The organism is Mycobacterium sp. NGS11, from assembly GCF_059813315.1.
Map to the genome: position 1 here is coordinate 33060 of NZ_JCALEJ010000014.1, position 15141 is coordinate 48200.

At 68.1% G+C, this 15141-nt stretch carries 14 protein-coding genes; 12 read left to right on the plus strand and 2 right to left on the minus strand.

Annotated elements, in window-relative coordinates:
* The first annotated feature begins 96 nt into the window (after positions 1-96).
* The 4 genes from mca (at position 97) to AC5Y4T_RS16710 (ending at position 3722) form a co-directional block, all read left to right on the plus strand.
* Positions 97-969 carry a mycothiol conjugate amidase Mca gene (mca, locus tag AC5Y4T_RS16695; RefSeq protein ID WP_499918359.1) on the plus strand — a complete coding sequence of 291 codons (873 nt, stop codon included), beginning with the start codon at positions 97-99 and terminating at the stop codon, positions 967-969.
* On the plus strand, positions 966-1259 hold the full coding sequence (locus AC5Y4T_RS16700; RefSeq protein WP_499918357.1) for a hypothetical protein: 294 nt from the start codon (positions 966-968) through the stop codon (positions 1257-1259). The genes mca and AC5Y4T_RS16700 overlap by 4 nt, the downstream gene beginning before the upstream one ends.
* Entirely contained in the window at positions 1246-3261 is a 2016-nt protein-coding gene (locus AC5Y4T_RS16705) for a thioredoxin domain-containing protein (RefSeq protein WP_499954360.1), read from the plus strand. Before AC5Y4T_RS16700 ends, AC5Y4T_RS16705 begins: the two co-directional genes overlap by 14 nt.
* A 77-nt stretch (positions 3262-3338) precedes the next feature.
* On the plus strand, positions 3339-3722 hold the full coding sequence (locus tag AC5Y4T_RS16710) for a nuclear transport factor 2 family protein (RefSeq protein ID WP_499950529.1): 384 nt from the start codon (positions 3339-3341) through the stop codon (positions 3720-3722).
* A 19-nt stretch (positions 3723-3741) separates the two neighbouring features.
* Here AC5Y4T_RS16710 and trhA read toward each other — a convergent pair whose 3' ends face one another.
* On the minus strand, positions 3742-4515 hold the full coding sequence (trhA, locus tag AC5Y4T_RS16715) for a PAQR family membrane homeostasis protein TrhA (RefSeq protein ID WP_499918354.1): 774 nt from the start codon (positions 4513-4515) through the stop codon (positions 3742-3744).
* Between the two features lie 175 nt (positions 4516-4690).
* On the opposite strand from trhA, the gene AC5Y4T_RS16720 reads away from it, so the two are divergent.
* The 3 genes from AC5Y4T_RS16720 to AC5Y4T_RS16730 all read left to right on the plus strand — a co-directional run bounded on the left by AC5Y4T_RS16720 (position 4691) and on the right by AC5Y4T_RS16730 (position 7550).
* Positions 4691-5479 (plus strand): (2Z,6E)-farnesyl diphosphate synthase, encoded by a 789-nt coding sequence (locus AC5Y4T_RS16720; protein ID WP_499954472.1) that lies wholly within the window; start codon positions 4691-4693, stop codon positions 5477-5479.
* A 40-nt stretch (positions 5480-5519) separates the two neighbouring features.
* Positions 5520-6899, plus strand: a complete 1380-nt coding sequence (locus AC5Y4T_RS16725) for a hypothetical protein (RefSeq protein ID WP_499918353.1) — start codon at positions 5520-5522, stop codon at positions 6897-6899.
* 228 nt (positions 6900-7127) lie between these two features.
* Positions 7128-7550 (plus strand): hypothetical protein, encoded by a 423-nt coding sequence (locus AC5Y4T_RS16730; RefSeq protein ID WP_499954362.1) that lies wholly within the window; start codon positions 7128-7130, stop codon positions 7548-7550.
* Between the two features lie 26 nt (positions 7551-7576).
* Here AC5Y4T_RS16730 and coaA read toward each other — a convergent pair whose 3' ends face one another.
* Complete coding sequence (gene coaA, locus AC5Y4T_RS16735) at positions 7577-8515, minus strand: type I pantothenate kinase (RefSeq protein ID WP_499918351.1); 939 nt, start codon at positions 8513-8515, stop codon at positions 7577-7579.
* Between the two features lie 115 nt (positions 8516-8630).
* Between coaA and AC5Y4T_RS16740 the strand changes: the two genes are divergently transcribed.
* The 5 genes from AC5Y4T_RS16740 to AC5Y4T_RS16760 all read left to right on the plus strand — a co-directional run bounded on the left by AC5Y4T_RS16740 (position 8631) and on the right by AC5Y4T_RS16760 (position 15127).
* A complete protein-coding gene (locus tag AC5Y4T_RS16740; protein ID WP_499954364.1) occupies positions 8631-10100 on the plus strand; it encodes a glycine hydroxymethyltransferase in 1470 nt (489 codons plus the stop codon).
* A gap of 131 nt (positions 10101-10231) precedes the next feature.
* On the plus strand, positions 10232-11059 hold the full coding sequence (locus tag AC5Y4T_RS16745) for an acyl-ACP desaturase (protein WP_499954366.1): 828 nt from the start codon (positions 10232-10234) through the stop codon (positions 11057-11059).
* 246 nt (positions 11060-11305) lie between these two features.
* On the plus strand, positions 11306-12607 hold the full coding sequence (gene phoH2 / locus AC5Y4T_RS16750) for an RNA 5'-3' helicase PhoH2 (protein WP_499918347.1): 1302 nt from the start codon (positions 11306-11308) through the stop codon (positions 12605-12607).
* Positions 12608-12664: 57 nt separating this feature from the next.
* Positions 12665-13540 carry a polysaccharide deacetylase family protein gene (locus tag AC5Y4T_RS16755; protein ID WP_499918346.1) on the plus strand — a complete coding sequence of 292 codons (876 nt, stop codon included), beginning with the start codon at positions 12665-12667 and terminating at the stop codon, positions 13538-13540.
* 144 nt (positions 13541-13684) lie between these two features.
* Positions 13685-15127 (plus strand): adenylate/guanylate cyclase domain-containing protein, encoded by a 1443-nt coding sequence (locus tag AC5Y4T_RS16760; protein WP_499954474.1) that lies wholly within the window; start codon positions 13685-13687, stop codon positions 15125-15127.
* The last annotated feature ends 14 nt before the right edge of the window (positions 15128-15141 follow it).

Below are 15141 nucleotides of genomic sequence, written 5' to 3' on the forward strand. Positions count from 1 at the left end.
TGTCGGCTGCCCGGCACCGGCCGACAGCATGCAACGAACTCGAAACTGGAATTATAGGGTCAGACCGGGCGACCAGCAGGTGAGACAAGGGGGCACGTGAGCGAATTGCGGTTAATGGCGGTGCACGCCCACCCCGACGACGAGTCCAGCAAGGGCGCGGCCACGCTGGCCCGCTACGCCGACGAGGGCCATCGAGTGCTGGTGGTGACGCTGACCGGCGGTGAGCGTGGCGACATCCTCAACCCGGCGATGGACCTGCCCGAGGTGCACGGACACATCGCCGAAATTCGCCGCGACGAGATGGCCAAGGCCGCCGAGATACTCGGCGTGGAGCACACCTGGCTGGGTTTCGTCGACTCCGGCCTACCCCAGGGTGACCCCCCGCCGCCGCTGCCCGAGGGCTGTTTCGCGCTGGTGCCGCTGGAGGAGTCGGTGGAGGCGCTGGTCCGGGTGGTCCGCGAGTTCCGTCCGCACGTGATGACCACGTACGACGAAAACGGCGGCTATCCCCACCCCGATCACATTCGCTGCCATCAGGTTTCGGTCGGCGCTTTCGAGGCGGCCGGCGATTATCGGCGCTTCGCCGACGCCGGCGAGCCGTGGACGGTGTCCAAGCTCTACTACAACCACGGCTTCCTGCGCGCCCGGATGCAGTTGCTGCACGACGAAGCCATCAAGCACGGTCATGAACCCCCGTTCAAGAAGTGGCTCGAGCACTGGGACGCCAAGCACGACCCGTTCGCGTCCCGGGTGACCACGCGCGTCGAGTGCTCGGCGTACTTCAGCCAACGCGACGACGCGCTGCGGGCGCACACCACGCAGATCGACCCGGACCACGACTTCTTCGCCGCTCCCATCGAGTGGCAGCAACGGCTCTGGCCCACTGAGGAATTCGAGTTGGCGCGGTCGCGGGTTCCGGTCCGCCTACCCGAGGATGACCTGTTCGCCGGAATCGAGAGCGACGAGTGAATCACCTGTTTCTCGCCGCCCTCGGCTGGCAAGCCGACGGCCAGCCGCACCACACCGGCCCCGATTTCGGCAAGGCCAGCCCGATCGGGCTGCTGATCGTCGTGCTGCTGTTGATCAGCACGCTGTTCCTGCTGCGTTCGATGAACCGGCAGTTGAAGAAGGTGCCGGACACGTTTGATCCCAAGCACCCCGAACCGGACCAGGCCGCCGACGAGGGCACCGACGCGGTCGACCGGGATGAGGCGGACGGCTCGCCGCGAGCCCCGGGGCCCGGCGATGAGCCCGGCTGACTCCGCTTCGACGAATACCCTTGGCCTGGCGACGAGCCCGTATCTGCGCCAGCACGCCAACAATCCGGTGCATTGGCACCAGTGGACCCCCGAGGCGCTGGCCGATGCCGCCGCCCGTGACGTGCCTATCCTGCTGTCCGTCGGCTACGCCGCCTGCCACTGGTGCCATGTCATGGCCCACGAATCATTCGAAGACGACGAAGTGGCCGCCGCGATGAACGCGGGGTTTGTCTGCATCAAGGTCGACCGTGAGGAACGCCCGGACATCGACGCGGTCTACATGAACGCCGCCGTCGCCCTCACCGGGCATGGCGGCTGGCCGATGACCTGTTTCCTCACTCCGGACGGCCGCCCCTTTTTCTGTGGCACCTACTATCCGAAAGATGGTTTCCTGCAACTCCTTTCGGCCGTATCCGCGACGTGGCGGGAGCGTCGTGGCGAGGTGGAGGAGGCCTCGGACCATATCGCCGGCGAGCTACGCCAGATGGCGTCCGGTCTGCCTGGCGCCGGTCCTTCGGTGGCGCCGGAGCTGTGCGACCACGCCGTCGCCACGCTGCTGCAGGAGCACGATGCGGTGCACGGCGGGTTCGGCGGTGCGCCCAAATTCCCGCCGTCGGCGTTGCTCGAGGCGTTGCTGCGCCACTTCGAGCGCACCGGTTCGCCGGCGGCCCTTGCGGCGGTATCGCACACCGGCAACGCGATGGCGCGGGGCGGCATCTACGACCAACTCGCCGGCGGCTTCGCCCGATACAGCGTCGACAATGCCTGGGTGGTACCGCATTTCGAGAAGATGCTCTACGACAACGCCCTGCTGCTGCGCGCGTACGCGCACTGGGCGCGGCGCACCGATGACCCGCTGGCGCGCCGGATCACCGCCCAGACCGCCCGATTCCTGCTCGACGATCTGGCCGACGGTGCCATGTTCACCTCGTCGCTGGACGCCGACGCCGACGGCCGCGAGGGTTCGACCTATGTGTGGACACCGGCGCAGCTGAACGAGGTGCTCGGACCCGACGACGGGCCTTGGGCGGCAAGCATTTTCGCCGTCACCCAGAGCGGCACGTTCGAGCACGGCACCTCGGTGCTGCAGGCCCGCGCCGATGCCGATGATTCGCAGCGGTTGCACCGGGTGCGGTCCGCGCTGCTGGCCGCCCGGCGCACCCGAACGCAGCCCGGACGCGACGACAAGGTCGTCTCGTCCTGGAACGGGCTGGCGATCACCGCGCTGGCCGAAGCCGGCTTGGCGCTGGGCGAGCCCGAACTGGCCGCAGCCGCGCGGCGTTGCGCGCGTGCGCTGCTGGATCTGCATGTGGTCGACGGCCGGTTGCGGCGCGCCAGCCTGGGCGGCGTGGTCGGCGAGAGCGTTGCGATCCTCGAGGACTACGCGATGCTTGCCACCGGGCTCCTTGCGCTGTATCAGCTGACAGCCGAGGCGATCTGGCTGACGACGGCAACCGATCTGCTGGACACCGCGCTGGCGCACTTCGCCGATCATGCACAACCCGGCCGCTGGTTCGACACCGCCGACGACGCCGAGCGGTTGGTGCTCCGGCCGGCCGACCCGCTGGACGGCGCGACCCCGTCGGGGGCGTCGTCGATCACCGAGGCGCTGCTGACCGCCGCGCACCTGGTCGACGGTCATCGTGCCGAGCGGTACCTGCGCGCGGCCACCGAATCGCTGGGTGCGCACTCGGTGCTGCTGGAACGCGCGCCGCGGTCGGCCGGGCATTGGCTGGCCGTCGCGGAAGCGGCGGTGCGCGGACCGCTGCAGATCGCGGTTGCCTGCGACCCGTCGGCCTCGACGCTGCTGGCCGACGCGCGACGGCTGGCACCGGGTGGGGCGATCGTCATGGGCGGGGAGGTGGATTCGTCGCCGCTGCTGGCCGGTCGGCCCCGTGTGGGCGGCGCCGACGCCGCCTACGTGTGCCGCGGCCAGGTCTGCGACCTGCCGGTGACCGGTGCAACCGAATTGGCCGCCGCCCTGGGTGTTGCGGGTCACTGAAGCCGATGGCGGCGACCCGCCACGCCCGGCTACCCCGCGCTGGCGATCGCCACGAGCGCGGGGTTACCCTGCGTCCCATGCCGAATGCCGCCAAGACCGAAGCGATCAGGAACACGGTCAACCGCTACATCGAACTGGTCGCCAAGGGCAGCGCCGACGACTTGGTCGAGTTGTACGCCGACGACGCCACCGTCGAAGATCCGGTCGGCGGCGAGGTGCACATCGGCCGGCAGGCGATCCACGGCTTCTACTCCGCGATCAACGAGTTGCAGCGCGAGTGCGAACTGGTGACGCTGCGCGTCGCGGGCAACGAGGCGGCCTTCCAATTCCGGCTGACCGTGACCGCGGGCGAGCACCGCATGGTGATCGAGCCGATCGACGTCATGGTCTTCGACAGCCGAGGCAAGATCGCCTCGATGAAGGCCTACTGGTCGCCGGACGACGACGTCACCCCCGCCTGATCGGGGTGATGAGGCAGCCCTAGCCGCCCAATAGCCAGGCGTGGTCGCCCGTGTAGAAGACGGCGAACCACATGGCGATGTAGTGCAGAATCGCCGCGATCGCGGTGAAGGCGTGGAAGAACTCGTGATAGCCGAACGTCTTCGGCCACGGGTCGGGCCAGCGCAGCCCGTAGAAGATGCCGCCCACGCTGTAGAACACGCCGCCCACGGCCAGCAGCACCATCGCGGCCACGCCGGCCTGGTGCAGGATCGTGGGCGCGAACCAGACGGCCACCCACCCCAGCAGCAGATACAGCGGCACGCCGACCCAGCGCGGCGCTGTCGGCCAGCACATCTTCAACGCGATGCCGGCGGCCGCGCCGCCCCACACGATGCACTGCACCAGCACCCCGGTGTCCTGCGGCATGACCAGCCGCGCGAACGGGGTGTAGCTACCGGCGATGAAGACGAAGATCATCGAATGGTCCAGCCGCTTCATCCGGCTGCGCGCGACGTCCGACTTCCACTGCACCCGGTGATAGGTCGCGCTGACCGCGAACATCGCCACCGTCGCCGCGGCGTAGACGAGCGTCGAGTGGCCGGCGCGGGGCGAGGAGGCCGCCCACGACACCGACACCAGCGTGGCGCCGGTGATGATGGCCAGCCACGCGGAGACGAAGTGGATCCAGCCGCGCATCCGGGGCTTGCCCAAGACCTGGGCGGCGCCCTCGGCGAACTGCTCGACGGTGTTCCCCGGAACGATCGAGTCGGATTCGGGCTCCGGGTTGGGGACGGTGCTGGTCTGGCTGCTCATGTCTCCTGTGTCTTGTTCTCGCAACGATGGATACCGGCGGAAGTCGCCCAAGGCTGCTCAGAATCCACAGTAGCGAGGGATGGTTACGGCGCAGTCTCGACTTCTCAGGTTTCTCAGGCACCGAGCCGAAATGAGACCGGTGAATTGATCACCGCTGGCAGTAGGGTGGATGTTCGTGGAAATTATCCCACCGCGCCTCAAAGAGCCGCTGTATCGCGTCTACGAGTTGCGGCTGCGGCAGGGCCTGGCCGCCTCGAAGTCACAGCTGCCGCGGCATATCGCCGTGCTGTGCGACGGGAACCGGCGGTGGGCCCGCGACGCGGGATACGTAGACGTCAGCTACGGCTACCGGATGGGTGCGTCCAAGATCGCCGAGATGCTGCGCTGGTGTCAGGAAGCCGGCGTCGAAATGACGACGGTGTACCTGCTGTCCACGGAAAACCTGCAACGCGATCCCGACGAGTTGGCCGGGCTGATCGAGATCATCACCGATGTCGTGGAGGAGATCTGCGCACCGGCCAACCGCTGGAGCGTGCGCACGGTGGGGGACTTGGAACTGCTCGGCGACGAGCCGGCCCGCCGGTTGCGCGGGGCCGTCGAGTCCACGCCCAGCGTCGCGTCCTTTCATGTCAACGTGGCGGTCGGCTACGGCGGCCGGCAGGAGATCGTCGGCGCGGTGCGTGCGTTGCTCAACAAGGAACTCGCCAACGGCGCCGCCGGCGAGGAACTCGTCGACGCCGTGACCGTCGACGCCATCTCCGAGAACCTCTACACGTCCGGCCAGCCCGACCCCGACCTGGTGATCCGCACGTCGGGCGAGCAACGGCTGTCCGGGTTTCTGCTGTGGCAGAGCGCGTATTCGGAGATGTGGTTCTGCGAAACGCATTGGCCCGCGTTCCGCCGCGTCGACTTCCTGCGCGCGCTGCGCGACTACAGCCGGCGGGATCGCCGGCACGGCAAGTAACCCCCGAAGGTCTCAAGCGCCCGCGTGCCACACTGAGTGCATGGCTGCGCTGTCGGCGGTGGTGTTCACGCTGAGCGCCTGGCTGGGCCTCTATCTGGCGGCCCGCGATCCGCGCAAGCCCGTCCTCGCGCTCACCGCGATCGGACTGTGTGGGTTCGCGCTCGTGGTGGGGCTGGACGCGGTCCGGATCGCCAGTCCCGCGTACGCTCCGGCGTTGAGCAGAGCCGAGATCTACCTGGCGACCGTCCCCGGCGTGGCGTGGTTCGCGGTGCTCATCGAGCTGTCCCGGCCCAGCGACGTGTCCCGGGGCCGCGCCCGCGAGTTGCTGCTCGTGGCCGCGGTTGCCGCGCTGACCCTGTTCGGGGCGACGCTGGCCGGCGGCGTCGACGGGCCGCTGCGGCCGGGCCACTGGCTGATGTTCGCGGTGATCTCGGTGTCGACGCTCGGCGCGATGGCCGCCGTGTTGCGCCGGCCGCGGCGGCCCAAGCCCGCGGTGGGACTGGCCATCACGGCCACCCTGTTCTTCGCGCTGAGCAACGCGATCCTGATCATTCCGCTGGGCCTGGTGCCCAGCTGGGTCGCGCTGGCGTCCACGAGTTGCGATGTTCTGGGGCTCGGAGTCGCCGTCGCCCTGTGGGACGCGTTCGACGAGGGTCACGCGCTGCGCGCCGACATGCTCCGCTCGTTCTCCGGTTCGGTGGCGGTGGCGGTGCTGTTCGGCGGCCAGGCGCTGATCGGGTTGGCGGTGACCGGCAACGATCCCGGCGCGCAGACCGCGCTTACGGTGCTGCTGTTCACCAGCCTCGCGATCGCGATCACCGTGCAGGTGCTCGCGGATCCGCTGGCCGGCCTGCTCGACCGGCTCGCATTCTCGAAATCGCCTGCGCTGCGGGCGGATCGGGCCGCGCTGCGGCACACCGGTGCGGCACTGCCCCTGCGCCAGGAGCACCCGCTCGCCGACGTCGACGACGTCACCTTCGCCAGACTCACCCGGCGGGCGCTGGGCCATTACGGTGACCTGACCAAGCTGGTCGCCAGCCCGCTGACCGCATTACCGCTGATCGACGAGCGGCTGGCGGCCCGGGGAGCCCCCGACCAACCGATCGAGCGGGCCAACGAACTCAAGGCCGTGCTGGCCGACGGCATAGCGCGGCTCAAACCGCGCGACGGCGGCGACTTCGGGACCAGCGAAGAGTGGCGCTACTACAACTCGCTGTACTTCCCCTACGTCGTCGGGGTGCGTGCCTACGCGCAGAACGCCACCGCCTCGGGGCTGGATCCGACCGCGCGCCAAGCCTGGCACTGGTTCGTCACCGAGGTGCCGCAGCGTTCGCTGCACAACTGGCAGAACGCCGCGGCCCGCTTGATCGCCGCCGATCTTCGTGGGCGGATCCCGGTTCCCAGCGACTCGAACGGGTAGCAGTCCACCGCGGTCGCCGAGGTCAGGAACTTCTGTGGCTTTTGGGGCCGCTGAGGCCCCGTGGTTGGCGCGTGTCAAATATTTACCCGCCGATGGGAATAAGTCGGGTGAACCACCTCGTCGTTGTATCCGTGGCACTAGTTGGCAGCGCCACGAGTCGATATGGCAGTGCACTGGCGGCACCCTCAAAGCTGTTCGACCCAACCCGCCATCGCGAGGAGTAAGCAGATGAGCTCTATTACCGGCGTATCAACAATCTCGACCCGGCCCCTCTACGACTCGACGGACTCGCTGTTGCGTTTTGCCGTGCGTGCCGACGCGACCCTGACGGGCATGTTCGGCTTGGCCATCGCCTTCCTCGCCGACCCGATTTCGTCGCTGACCGGCCTGACGTCCTTCCAGGAATACGGCGTGGGCGTCGTTTTCGTGCTCGCCGGCCTGCTGGTGTTCAGCCTCGGCGCGCTACCGGAACTGCGCCGCGTCGGTATCAGCGTCATGGTGGTCAATGTGGTGTTCACGCTGGCCTCGATCGTGGCCGCGGAAGCGCTGCCGCTGACCCTGACGGGCGTCGCGTTGACGCTGGCCACCGGCGCATACACCGCGGCGTTCGCGGGACTGCAATACCTGGGAGTGCGTCGCCTCGAGGCGTGATCTGCCGCCCGGCCGGGTGCGGGGCGTCAGAGCTTGCGCAACCGCAGCCGGTTGATGGAGTGGTCGGCGTCTTTGCGCAGCACCAGGGTGGCGCGTGGCCGGGTGGGCAGGATGTTCTCGACCAGGTTGGGGCGGTTGATCGAGCGCCAGATCTCGCGCGCGGCGGCGACCGCCTTGGTGTCGTTCAACGCCGAGTAGTGGTGGAAGTGCGATTCGGGATCCGCGAAGGCGGTGCTGCGCATGGCCAGGAATCGCGATACGTACCACTGCTCGATGTCTTCGATTCGGGCGTCGACGTAAACGCCGAAGTCGAACAGGTCCGACACCATCAGGGTCGGACCGGTCTGCAGAACGTTGAGGCCCTCCAGGATCAGGATGTCGGGGTGGCGGACCACGTGCTTGGCCCCGGGGATGATGTCGTATTTGAGGTGCGAATAGACCGGCGCGCAGGCGTAGTCCGATCCGGATTTGACCGACGTCACGAACCGCATCAACGCCCGGCGGTTGTAGCTCTCCGGAAACCCCTTGCGGTGCATCAGGTTTCGGCGATCCAGCTCGGCATTCGGGTACAGGAAGCCGTCGGTGGTGACCAGGTCCACCCGGGGGTGATGGTCCCAGCGCGCCAGGAGCGCCTGCAACACACGGGCGGTCGTCGACTTGCCGACCGCCACGCTGCCGGCCACCCCGATGATGAACGGCACCGGCCGGTCCGGGGCTTGCTGGGGTTCGCCGAGGAATTCGGCGGTGGCGGCGAACAGTCGCTGCCGCGCGGCGACCTGCAGGTGAATGAGCCGGGCCAGCGGCAGGTAGACCTCTTCGACTTCGAGCAAGTCGATCTGCTCACCCAGGCCCCGCAGGCCGACCAGTTCTTCCTCGGTGAGGGCCAGCGGCGTCGACATACGAAGCGCACGCCATTGCTTTCGGTCGAACTCCACATATGGGCTCGGCTCGCTAAGCCGCGGCATAGTGCAAGTGTTACAGGAGCGATGAAATGCCGAACGGCTGGGCTGGCGAAAAGTCAGCGCTGGATAGCGCGAGCGCCCTCACTGTGGGGTTAGTCGGCCGACTAGTCTCGTTCTCATGTCAGCCGACTTGACCCGCACCGCCATCTCGACCGCGTCACCGGGCGCCGAATACGCCGACACCGCGACCGCTGCCTACCGAGCAGCACTGCAGGTGGTCGAGTCCGTCGAACCACGCATCGCCGCGGCGACGCGCAAAGAGCTCGCCGACCAACGTGATTCGCTCAAGCTGATCGCCAGCGAGAACTACGCGTCGCCTGCGGTCCTGCTGACCATGGGGACCTGGCTGTCAGACAAGTACGCCGAGGGCACCGTCGGACATCGGTTCTACGCCGGATGCCAGAACGTCGACACCGTGGAAAGCGTCGCCGCCGAGCACGCTCGTGAGCTGTTCGGGTCGCCGCACGCCTACGTGCAGCCGCACTCGGGCATCGACGCCAACCTCGTTGCGTACTGGGCGATCTTGGCTACCCGGGTCGAGGCGCCGGGCCTGGCCGACGCCGGCGTCAAGCACGTCAACGACTTGTCCGAGGCGGACTGGGAGAAGCTGCGCAACAAGTTGGGCAACCAGCGCCTGTTAGGCATGTCGCTGGACGCCGGCGGCCACCTGACCCACGGCTTCCGGCCCAACATCTCCGGCAAGATGTTCCACCAGCGCAGTTACGGCACCGACCCCGACACCGGGTTCATCGACTACGGCGCCGTCGCGGCCGCCGCGCGCGAGTTCAAGCCGCTCGTGATCGTGGCGGGCTACTCCGCCTACCCGCGCCGGGTCAACTTCGCGACGATGCGTGAGATCGCCGACGAGGTCGGTGCCACCCTGATGGTGGACATGGCGCATTTCGCCGGGCTGGTGGCGGGCAAGGTGTTCACAGGCGACGAGGATCCGGTGCCGCACGCCCACGTCACGACCACGACGACGCACAAGTCGCTGCGCGGTCCGCGCGGCGGCCTCATCCTGTGCCAACCCGAATACGCCGACGCGGTCGACAAGGGCTGCCCGATGGTGCTCGGCGGGCCACTGTCACACGTGATGGCGGCCAAGGCCGTCGCGCTCGCCGAGGCGAGGCAGCCCGCGTTCCAGGCCTACGCGCAGCGGGTTGCGGACAACGCCCAGGCCCTGGCCGACGGCTTCCTCAAGCGCGATGCTCAGCTGGTCACTGGCGGCACCGACAACCACCTCGTGCTGCTCGACGTCACATCGTTCGGCTTGACCGGGCGCCAGGCCGAGTCGGCCCTGTTGGACGCCGGCGTCGTCACCAACCGCAACGCCATCCCCGCCGACCCCAATGGCGCCTGGTACACCAGCGGTATCCGGCTCGGCAGCCCGGCGCTCACCACCCGCGGCTTCGGTCCGGCCGACTTCGACCGGGTGGCCGAGCTGATGGTCGACGTTCTGTCCAACACGAAGCCGGAAGGCACCTCCAAGGCCAAGTACTCGCTGGCCGATGGCACCGTCGAACGGGTCAGCGCGGCCGCGGCCGAACTGTTGGACGCCAACCCGCTCTACCCCGGCCTCGCGCTGTAGGTTTCCGCCGTACGAGGGGCCTGTGGGAGTGGAGCCCGGCCGGACGGCGCGCTCGGGGACGAAAGTCACCAGTTGGCGCGACACGGCCCGGTCGATTTCATGAACCTGTGTACGCGGGTTACAGTTATCTCATGGCCGAAAGACCTGTCGCTAACGCGCTGACCCTGGAACTCGAGCCGGTCGTCGAAGCGAACATCGACCGCCACCTGTCCACCGAAGAAATCTGGTTCGCGCACGACTACGTGCCGTTCGACCGGGGCGAGAACTTCGCCTTCCTGGGTGGACGCGACTGGGATTCGTCGTCGATGACGCTGCCGAGGCCGTTGACCGACGCCTGCGAGATCCTGCTCCTGCTCAAGGACAACCTCGCCGCGCACCACCGCGAGCTGGTAGAGCACTTCATCCTGGAGGACTACTGGGGCCGCTGGCTGGGCCGGTGGACCGCCGAGGAGCACCTGCACGCGATCGCGCTGCGTGAGTATCTGGTGGTGACCCGAGAGGTCGATCCGACCGCCAACGAAGAGGCCCGCGTCCAGTACGTCATGAAGGGCTACCGCGCCGACACCTACTCGCAGGTGGAAACCCTGGTGCACATGGCGTTCGTCGAACGCACCCACGCGGTGTTCTGCGAGAACCTGGCCGCGCAACTCGAGGAACCCATCCTGGCCGGCCTCATCGACCGGATCGCCCGCGACGAGCGGCGCCACGAAGTCTTCTTCTCGAACCTCGTCGCGCACTGCCTCGAGTACACCCGCGACGAGACGATCGCGGCGATCGCCGCCCGCGCGGCCGACCTGCAGGTGCCCGGCGCCGACATCGACGCGTACGTGGACAAGGTGCAGAACGTCGAGAAGGCAGGCGTTTTCGGTCCTGAGCAACTGCGCCAGGCGATCTCCGACCGCATCACCGCATGGGGGGTCGCGGACGACCCCCAACTGCGGCAGTTCGTCGTCGGCTGAACGCGCGCATCTCTCGATACCGGCCACCGCATGAAGGTGGTCGCGGCTCGCCACGTCGGCGCGCCTGCACAGCGGGCACGCGGCCACCGGAGTAGCGTCGTTCTCGATGGTCAGCGTCATGCTCTGCTGCCAGGGCGGCACCTCCCGTCACCACAACGGAAGGACCGGCCCCGGTCCTGGTGCTGCGGTTCCCGTCGACATGCCTGTGCGGGTCCGCGCGGGCTCATCCCGCTCGAGGAGCGCTACGTGACCGATATCCGGACCTACGTGATCGACACTTCCGTGCTGCTGTCCGACCCCTGGGCGTGCAGCCGGTTCGCCGAACACGAGGTGGTTGTTCCGTTGGTGGTGATCAGCGAGCTGGAGGCCAAACGCCACCACCACGAGCTGGGCTGGTTCGCCCGCCAGGCGCTGCGGCTGTTCGACGACCTTCGGCTGGTGCACGGACGGCTGGATCAGCCCATTCCCGTTGGGGCGCAGGGTGGTTCGTTGCACGTCGAGCTCAACCACACGGACCCGACGGTGCTGCCCAGCGGCTTCCGCAACGACAGCAACGACTCCCGGATCCTGAGCTGCGCCGCCAACCTCGCGGCCGAAGGCAAACGAGTTACGTTGGTCAGCAAAGACATTCCGCTCCGGGTCAAGGCCGCCGCGGTGGGGCTGGCCGCCGACGAATACCACGCGCAGGACGTGGTCGCGTCCGGATGGTCGGGGATGCGCGAGATCGAGACCGCCACCGAAGACATCGACGCCCTGTTCACCGACGGCGAGATCGATCTGGTGGAAGCGCGAGACCTGCCCTGCCACACCGGTGTTCGGCTGCTCGGCGGCAGCTCTCATGCGCTGGGCCGGGTGAACGCGGACAAACGCGTCCAGCTGGTGCGCGGCGACCGCGAGGCGTTCGGGCTGCGCGGACGGTCCGCCGAACAGCGAGTGGCGCTCGACCTGCTGCTCGACGAATCGGTGGGCATCGTGTCGCTGGGCGGCAAGGCGGGCACGGGCAAGTCGGCGCTCGCGTTGTGCGCCGGTTTGGAGGCGGTGCTGGAGCGGCGCACCCAACGCAAGGTGGTCGTCTTCCGCCCGCTCTACGCCGTCGGCGGCCAGGAGCTGGGATATCTGCCCGGCAGCGAGAGCGAGAAGATGGGCCCGTGGGCGCAGGCCGTCTTCGACACCCTCGAGGGCCTGGCCAGCCCGGCGGTGCTGGAGGAAGTGCTGTCCCGCGGCATGCTCGAAGTGCTTCCGCTGACCCACATCCGGGGCCGGTCGCTGCACGACTCGTTCGTCATCGTCGACGAGGCGCAGTCGCTGGAGCGCAACGTGCTGCTGACCGTGCTGTCCAGGTTGGGCACCGGATCGCGGGTGGTGCTGACCCACGACATCGCGCAGCGCGACAACCTGCGCGTCGGCCGCCACGACGGCGTCGCGGCCGTGATCGAGAAGCTCAAGGGCCACCCGCTGTTCGCCCACATCACCCTGCTGCGCAGCGAGCGATCGCCGATCGCGGCCCTGGTCACCGAGATGCTCGAGGAGATCGCCGGCCCACAGTGAGGGCGCCTGACCAGCGCGCTCGAACCCGGGTAATGGCGTCTTCGATAAACTTCTGCGGTGGCGAAACGACCCGACACCCAAGCCTGGCGCTACTGGCGCACGGTTGTCGGCGTGGCGGCTGCCGTCGCGGTGCTGGTGATCGGCGGGCTGACGGGCCACGTGACGCGCGCCGACGATCTGAGCTGCTCGGTCGTCAAGTGCGTCGCGTTGACCTTCGACGACGGGCCGGGGCCGTTCGATGAGCGACTGCTGCAGATCCTGAAGCAGAACGACGCCAAGGCCACCTTCTTCCTGATCGGCAACAAGGTGGCCGCCAACCCCGCGGGTGCCAAGCGCATTGCCGACGCGGGGATGGAAATCGGCAGCCACACCTGGGAACACCCCAACATGACCACGATCCCACGCGAAGACATCGCCGCCCAGTTCGCCAAGGCCAACGACGCGATCACCGCCGCGACCGGGCGCACCCCGAACCTGTATCGCCCCGCCGGGGGGCTGTCCGATCCGGTGGTCCGACAGACCGCCGGCCAGTTCGGGCTGGCCGAAATCCTCTGGGATGTCATCCCTTTCGATTGGGCGAACGACTCGAACACGGCCGCGACACGCTACATGTTGATGACTTACCTCAAGCCGGGCTCGGTGGTGTTGTTCCATAACACGTACTCGAGCACCGTCGACTTGGTGTACCAGTTCATTCCGGTGCTCAAGGCCAACGGCTACCGGCTGGTGACGGTCAGCGACCTGCTGGGGCCACGCGCCCCTGGCAGCAGTTACGGCGGCCGGGAGAACGGTCCGCCCGTCAACGCATTGCACGACATCCCGCCCGGCGACATCCCCACGCTGCCCAACACCCCCTCGCCGAAACCGATGCCCAACTTCCCGATCACCGACATCCCGGGGCAGAACTCCGGAGGGCCGAACAACGGTGCCTAGCACGGATTTCGAACCTACCTCTACATGATCACCGTGGGCTGGCTTCGGGATCGGCTCCCGCCGTCATGGCGTGGCCAGGCGCGGCAACGTGCCACGGGGCAACGAAAGTCTGTTCGGCGGTGGTTGATCCAGTACGGGTTCGACCTGAGCCTGTCCTACGTCCTGGCCGTCGTCGAAGCGGCCGCCATCTTGATTCCGCTGCGGGGCCACACTTCCGTCGGCGCCAACGCCGACTTCGCGCGGCAGAACACGGTACCGGTGGTGTTGCTCGTCGTGCTGGGCATCGTCAGTGTCGCGGTGGCCGGCGCCATCAGCCTGGCTCCCACAGTGCGCTGGTTCGTCGCGGGCGACGACCCCACCCCGCAGCAACGCGAAGCCGTGATGAAGCTGGCCGGGCGCCAGTCGGCGATCCTGGTGACGTCCTGGGCGCTGACCGGCGGGATCTTCATCTTGTTGAATCTCACTGACAGACCGCAGCTTCTGCTGCCGATCGTGCTCGGCGTGCTGCTCGGCGGATCGGCCGCGGCCGGCACCGGGATGCTGATCGCGCAGCGCACCCTGCGACCCATCATGCGCGCCGCCACGTTGGGCGCCGAGCCGCGGCTCGCGGTGCCGAGCGTGTATGCCCGCCTGGTCCTGCTGTGGTTTCTGTGCAGCGCATTTCCCATCGCGGTCATTGCGACGATGGTCGTTCTGCGCTCGTACGGGTGGCTGATCGAGAAGTCGGCGTCGCTGGACGTGCCGATTCTGGTGGTGTCGCTGGCGGCGCTGGTGCTGGGACTGCCCACCATGATCTTGACGTCGCGGTCGATCTCGGATCCGATTGGCGAGGTCGTCGACGCGATGGCCGAGGTCGAGCACGGCCGCATGGACACCTATGTCGGCGCCTACGAACGCTCCCAGATCGGGCGATTACAAACGGGATTCAATCGGATGGTGGCGGGGCTCGCTGAGCGGGACCGGATACGCGACCTGTTCGGGCGTCACGTCGGGGCCGACGTCGCGCAGCGCGCCCTCAACGAGGGCGCATCCCTGTCGGGCGACGTGGTCGAGGCGGCCGTGCTTTTCATCGACCTGGTGGAATCCACCAGGCTCGCGGAAAGCCGCCCCCCGCAAGAGGTCGCGGAGGTGCTCAACGACTTCTTCCGCATCGTCGTGAACGCCGTCGACGAATATCACGGGCTGGTCAACAAGTTCGCCGGCGATGCCGCGCTGGCCGTCTTCGGGGTGCCGCTGCCGGCCGACGAGCCGGCCTCATCGGCCCTGGCGACCGCCCGTGCGCTGGGCTCCCAATTGCGACGGCTGCCGGTCGATTTCGGCATCGGCGTCTCGGCGGGGCGGGTGTTCGCCGGAAACGTCGGCGCCGAAAACCGGTACGAATACACCGTGATCGGTGACGCCGTCAACGAAGCCGCGCGACTGGCCGACCTCGCCAAAACCTCCGACCGGCGGATCCTGTGCTCGGCGGGCGCCGTCGACGCCGCGGGCGAGGCCGAGCGCGCGCAGTGGGCCGAGTGCTATTCCACGGTACTGCGCGGACGATCCGAGGCCACCCACGTCTCGGCGCCGACGGGCTCGGCGGGCTAGCCGGCCGACCTGCG